We start from the raw sequence: 6,787 nt of genomic DNA on the forward strand, positions 1-6,787 counted from the left end.
AGTTTTTCATCAATTTCCCAACGGTACAATGCCCTGGCATTCTGCTTTGAACGGAGAGAAAATACACGTGCATCTTTTAGGTGCATAAGTGGGCACTGGTTCTCCAGTGACTCTTTATGGGCTCTGCCCAAACCCGCCAACGGTCAGCCCGTTGGATCGCAAATATTCAAACCCCCTACCCCCGATCTTCGGGGGATGCCCCTTCGGCTGGCGCAAACAAACGGGGTTTGTTTGAATCAATAGGCTTTGGATGTGGTGAATGAGTCAACTCCTTAATGCTCACTTTCGTTCCGCTTACCGTTGACTCATGCCATATGTTCTTCACTCCATTTTTTAAACAGTAACGCTCCTTTTGAGTACACCCTTTTCCGAAACAACACAAAACAAACACGAACTTAATTCACCCATTATTAAACCCTTGTTGCGACTGATTTTTTTGCAAAACGCTCCCTTTCTTTGTGTGCAGGTGCGCTCCTTTTCGAACACAAAACGTTACCAAACTTTCGTGACAAAACCCACGTTGGTTTTTCTCAAACAGCGCACATTTTTTGGTGCGTATAACTGGACACTTAGACAAGTGATTGGCAACTGGTCGGTCATTTTTCATCACTGATCCGCCAGTGATCGGGAAGTGATTACCTCAAAAATCGCCACTGCTGCAGGAGTGATTTCATCACTTCTTTGGGGTCATTTTTTTGCTAGGCTTTGCCTAGTTCCACACCATAAGTGGGGACAAAAACCCCTTATGCTTTTCATACATTTTTCTCCTCTCCATATTTCAATGCAAGAACATAAGAATTCCTTGCTGTCACATTGGTATCCACAGCCTTAAACATTGCATGATCGTATGATCGTATCCATGGACGCAACCATGATCGTGATCGCAGGGATACATTGATATAACTAGAATAATCAAGGTATGATCGTATGGTGAACGAGGTGGTGAAATTATATGGATAACCAAGAAACATGGCACTCTATCAAATCATTAGAGAAAGAACTTCAAATCCCAGATACCACATTACGAAGATATATTCGTCAACATGGCCATCATTTGAACATAAAGAAAAACGGAAAGAGCTATTTAGTAGCAAATGAGTCCATTCCTTTGCTGAAAAAAATTCGTGGTTTATACGTAGAAGGAAAGTCTATAGAAAACATTGAGACCGTCCTCACTAATGAGGGACATCCAATCACGATCACAATAGACAATCATACAGGAAGTACAGCATTGACGCTGAATGAGTCGATAGAGGACATAAGGAATACTCTCAACTCACAAATGAATGAACAAAAACAAATCATCCAATCTCTTATTCAGACAATTCACGAACAACAACACTACATTGAGGCTAAGCTTGAGGAACGCGACAAACACCTCATAGAGGCTCTAAAAGAGAATGAAGAAATGAAAAAACAGATTGCTGCATCTCAACAAAAAAAGTGGTGGCAATTTTGGAAATAAGACACTCATGACAATAGCGCACTTATACACACCCCCTATGTAAGTGTTAAAATCTCTCGATTTCCTTCAAGCGTGTAAAGAAGAAGCCGACTCAATAGCCGGCTTCTTCTGTTTCTGAAATTGCACATGCAATGATCATCAAAGTACAAAAAATGAATGCTCCTAAATCCATCACATGAATTTCAATCGTCATCCCATTCACCTCCACAGTTAAGGGATTCTATCACAAAAAAATTCCTTAAAACAAAGCACTTAAAAATAAAAAAAATGATTGCGGACACCGCAACCAAAATAATAAAATTCATAAATTTTAATACAGTCATTGTTTTGTAAAAAAATATAATATAACCTAGTATTTGTATTTAAATTAATAAAAAGGAAGGTGTAGTAGAAATGTTTAAAAAGATACTTTTATGTTTAATATTATCTGTTTCAATTTTTAATGTAACTAGTCTTGACTCAGCACATGCCAGGGGTTCTTCTAATAGCATACTATTTACAAAAGACAAAACTTCATCAACCACACGAGTTACTTTAAAATCTGGAGAGAAATTATCAATAAACACTTTTGTTTATAGTGGAAGTATTGTATTTACAGTATTTAAAAATGGAAAACAGTATCAAACATTTGCTCCCAAAAAAAATTCATTTACTTACAAATTCCCTAATGCTGGATCAGGACAATATTCTTTAAGAGCTTATTGTGGTTACCCAAATGCTTTAAAAACAGGTTGTCATTCAATATTCTCTATTACAGCTAATTAAAAAGGGCAGAAATATCATTTTCTGCCCTTTTTATAGTTTTATTATCAAACAAAATTTAGATGTATTCTAAAAAACCCAAAAAAAGAAGTAAGGTAGTTGACTACTCCACCTGCAATAATCACAAAAGTACAAAAAATGATTGCGGACACCGCAACCAAAAAATAAATTTACCAAGGAATTCCCAATACCAAATAAATCAATGATATTATGAAAATATACCCAAAAAAGGAGTGATTTCTATAGAAAAGGTGGTTTATAGTAAGCCAAGACAATAGCAATTATAGCTTCAATAAGTGAGAGCACCATGATAATTGAATGATTAACAGGGCGACCCTTAGCAATTAGTTTCTGACCTAAATAATTCAGTAGATAGAAAACCAAAAACATTATGAAAACCGTATAAATAACAGCTAGCATACACAATACACCGTCCCTTGTTTGTGGTTATATAACCATTTTTTGTAACCGCTTGTAATACTATCATTTAAGGAGGATTTGAACAATATGACTTTGAAACTATCCAAAAAATCAATTAGCTCAACAGTTTTAATGGGACTTGCTACAATTACTCTATCATTAGGAATATATGCTCCAAATGCGAAAGCAACACAAAGTGAACCTGTCGCACATCTAAAAGAAGTTGAAAAGATCAACCACAAACTAGATCAACTAACTGATAAAGCAAATGCTGAACTAAAAAAAGGATCAGATAACGTTGTTGTACAAGAACCTCTCAACGTACAAGGAGACAAGCTTGAGTTATCTATGAAAGTTGAAGACATTTCAACAAAAGCAGTTCAACAAAAGAAATTCAAAGCAAAAGTCACAAATACTACTTGGGGATTCGGATTCGCTCATGAAGTAAGTGGTAAATTCACTTATGAAAAAGGCAAACTGAAAAGTAGCAGTTATGATGCTTACTTAACTGGTGTATGGTACTCCAAATCTCACAAAACAACACAACACAAACTAGACCCTAGCGTTTGGGAAATCCGAAGTAGAGGAACTTTCAAAGCACTAAAATATACACCTGTTGAATACTCTTCTCGTGTTGACGTAGGACTTTACGGCAGTGGAGATTATAGAGTTCTAAAAGCAAAAATCAACTAACCCATATAAGAAAGCAGGCTCCAGTTAGCCTGCTTTTCTAATTAATTATGTAATTCTTAATCCCAACATGCCAACGTGCCATGACCTCAAACGTCTCATTGGCTACCTCATCATCATCTTCTTCAATTCTGACAAGATCCCCGTCCTCAGCATCCGTCAAATTGAGTTCCTTGTGGATCTCCTTCAAGATCCCCCCGTAACCGATTAACCGCCTTGCACTTAATGCATCATCCAAGTAATAGACTGTATCCAAATTCTCCTCGGTCACTTCATTCCCACGTATCACATCCGTATCCTTGACTGGATACTTTGAAATTTCAAGAATCGCTTTCTGTTCTTCTATTGCTTCGCGCACCTCTTTTTCAATCGCTTCCGCATCAATCCCCTTTTTTCCTTTGACCCGCTGCACGTGCACAATCGGTGTGTAATCCAATTTCATTGCCTTCTTCCAAAAACTTGTCCACTCTGCTTGCTTAATATAACTTTTACCAAAGTAATTTCTCTTTACAGGGATAAGCACATGAAAATGTGGGTGATATGTATTTTCTTTATGATTTTTAGTTATCTCTAAAGCTCTAAAAAAACCAAGTGTCCCAGTTTTCACTTTCTTATATTGAAACAGCTTTCTATAACCTTGCATCATATCTGTAATTGCTTGTCTCAATTGATCCCCTTCAACATTTTTAACTGTTAACGTGAGGAATATCCATGCAGGCTTATATTGCCTGTTTGCTTCTTCCACAATCAACTTATTGTGATAAGCAATTTTTAAAGACCTTCGCCATGCACACATAGGGCACAACCTCACTTTACAAAAATAAGCTTGATATAATTTAAGTCTGCCTGTTTCTTTTTCTCTTTTAAACGTAAGACATTCGGCACAATTAGATATCTTCTCTGCCTTTTTTCCGTAGTAAGGCGCACCGATACGCTTTTCAAGCCCTTCATAATGAGATGACATTAGTGAAGATCGCATCTTTTTTCCTTGCCAATCCCGCTTTTTACCTGTTGCGGTTTTGTCCTGAAGGATGCTATAATTCGATTCAGATGAATATGTCAAAATAAAAACTCCTTCTGAAGCTAGTTCTCTAGCACTCTATTATTTTTGTTGTGGTGACTTAATAATAGCAGATGGAGTTTTTACCTGTCAAAATACCTTTAAACCATTGATATCACTGTATTTATTCTACTTTTTCAAAATGACAGTGTTTCTATATGTATCAAGATAAGAAAAGACACGATTCTGACTCCGTCAAAATCGCCCAAAAAGCTGGCGAAACCGCCATCTTTTTAAAAGATCAAAACCCAAAAACCTAAAAGACCAAAGACTAAACCAAATTTCCCCGCAGGGGGAGATTTTTTTTTGATTTTTTGCCCCCCTACTCAAAAATTGAGTCCCCCCGTTTTTATAGCCTTAACACCTTTTTTGTAGCCTTTCATGTAATCATCAACACCCTTTTTATAGCCTTAACACTTTTTTTGTAGCTTTTCATTAGCTTTTAACACCATTTTTATAGCTTTTAATCACTGAAACCTTGCAATCATAGACTCTGCTTTGCCAATCAAAAACTCCACACCTTTTCTGTAGCCTTTTGACTAAACCTCACACCAGAACGTGATAATCACAACCTGGATAATCACATTCTGGTAAGCACGTTCAAAAACCTAATCGTTTACGTCTTATTTTCAAGTAACTACACATGATATTTCCACAAAAAAACAGACCTAAAAGGTCTGTTAATTTTCATGTTACAAATCGAATACGATACATCATGTTGCATTCCTTGACGCAACAGAAACGCTGTTATCTTGCGTCGCTAAACCATAAACCGGCGCAACAGTCACAGCTAAAATCAAAACGGCAGCCATAATTTTTTTAAACGTCATATTCAAAATCGCCCCTTTGAATCAGTTTCTGAACTTGGATCATCTTCTTATAAAAAAATACAGAATCATCCAGTCGTTCTATGTCATTATAAAATCTTCCAGCCTCTAAAGCTAGGTCTTCTAAATAAGGATAACCACGACTATATAAAAGTTGATCGAATTTTTGATTGACTTCAACACTAGGCGAAACCGTCACATATAACTCATGAAGCACATTAAAAAGATCGACAAACATAGAATCATCATACTTTTCAGCATAGCTCTTCCCTTTCACACAATAATCAAGAGCTTCTTCTTTTCGTCCCTGCTTAAAGAAAATGATGGCTAAATCATAACAAGCTTGTACAACCTCTTTAGCACCGATCTTCTCGCCTAACTCTAATGCACGTTGGTAATATACTGTTGCTTTCGCAACATCATCTTGTTTATTAAAACAGTTTCCTAAATTCAACAAACCCTTAGTCGTAATGTAATCATGGCCAAGTGCAATAGATTCCTGTAAAGCTCGTTTCAAATGGGGAAGTGCCTTCTCATAACTGACCAAATCGTCATAATTTCCCGCAATCACGAATCTACACTGGATTAACCTAACTTGATATATACTGTTTGCCTTATAAGCATGATACGCCTGTTCAACATAATACATAGATAGATGTGTTTGCTTCATGTGATAAAAGATTTCTGCCATTTTGAAAAAGAACTCCGCACGCTCCAATTCATCAGCTACTTTATCAAGTTTTCTTTCAGCATAGCGATAAAATGTAATAGCTTTTATGTACTCCCCTTTAGAAAACTCATACATCCCTCTGAAAAAATTGAAGTAGTACTCCATAATACCAGTAAGCCTTTTTCCTTCACCTTCGACAGCTCTCAAATAATCAGCTTTGTTGACAGTATTTTTTGATGGATTTACGTATTCAAGCATCTGTTCATGGCGAAATTCCATTAGCTGAAAATAAAGAACAACCTGTTCGTCTTCCTCCATCAAATCCAGTTCATTCTTAACTTCGTTACGGAGAATCTCTGCATCTGTCACATTCAACCTTTTGATATGCCGATACCATTCATTAATCTTCTGACCAACCACAGGCGCTGCAATAGTTCCCATACCATCAATCCCCCGATACATCGCTTTTTTATGTTAAATCCTAGCACATGAAATACGACTATAACTTGCTTGCGTTTCCATTTTTGAAAATTTTCGGTATCTCGCAAACGTTTTTTAAAATGAATTCAGCAGACAAAACGAAAAAACGCATTTAAATCCCTTATAAGCGTTTTTGACACATCCCCTATTTCAATTACCTGAACAAAAATAAAAGCGCTCAGAATCGAATCTGAACGCTCTCAACGGCATTTTTGAAATGCACGACATGTTTTTTTATACGTTTTATTTTCATCTTGCGTACTACCCCCCTGTTAGCATGGGGGGGTTCCCGTTTGGCTCTCGGTGCTTCGCTTTTCGTTGCCACTCAGGCGACTACCGCCGCCTTTTCGCTTCGCACCTTCGCCAAACAATCAGATGAATAAAACTTTCTCTTATTCTACCATCTCCACCAA

At 36.9% G+C, this 6,787-nt stretch carries 5 protein-coding genes; 3 read left to right on the forward strand and 2 right to left on the reverse strand.

Going from position 1 to position 6,787, the window contains the following annotated elements:
• Window positions 1-952: 952 nt before the first annotated feature.
• The 3 genes from NSS92_RS19425 (at window position 953) to NSS92_RS19435 (ending at window position 3,340) form a co-directional block, all read left to right on the forward strand.
• Entirely contained in the window at window positions 953-1,465 is a 513-nt protein-coding gene (locus tag NSS92_RS19425; protein ID WP_340870439.1) for a DUF3967 domain-containing protein, read from the forward strand.
• A 393-nt stretch (window positions 1,466-1,858) separates the two neighbouring features.
• Window positions 1,859-2,230 (forward strand): hypothetical protein, encoded by a 372-nt coding sequence (locus NSS92_RS19430; protein WP_340870441.1) that lies wholly within the window; start codon window positions 1,859-1,861, stop codon window positions 2,228-2,230.
• Window positions 2,231-2,734: 504 nt separating this feature from the next.
• Window positions 2,735-3,340, forward strand: a complete 606-nt coding sequence (locus NSS92_RS19435; RefSeq protein WP_340870443.1) for a hypothetical protein — start codon at window positions 2,735-2,737, stop codon at window positions 3,338-3,340.
• 37 nt (window positions 3,341-3,377) lie between these two features.
• Here the strand turns inward: NSS92_RS19435 and NSS92_RS19440 are convergent, their stop codons facing one another.
• Complete coding sequence (locus NSS92_RS19440; protein WP_340870446.1) at window positions 3,378-4,400, reverse strand: protein rep; 1,023 nt, start codon at window positions 4,398-4,400, stop codon at window positions 3,378-3,380.
• Window positions 4,401-5,216: 816 nt separating this feature from the next.
• Window positions 5,217-6,335, reverse strand: coding sequence for a response regulator aspartate phosphatase (locus tag NSS92_RS19445; protein WP_047203784.1), 1,119 nt, complete (start codon window positions 6,333-6,335; stop codon window positions 5,217-5,219).
• Window positions 6,336-6,787 lie beyond the last annotated feature (452 nt).

It is taken from the genome of Bacillus sp. FSL M8-0166, from assembly GCF_038008825.1.
In the GTDB taxonomy this organism is placed as follows: Bacteria; Bacillota; Bacilli; order Bacillales; family Bacillaceae; genus Bacillus; species Bacillus safensis.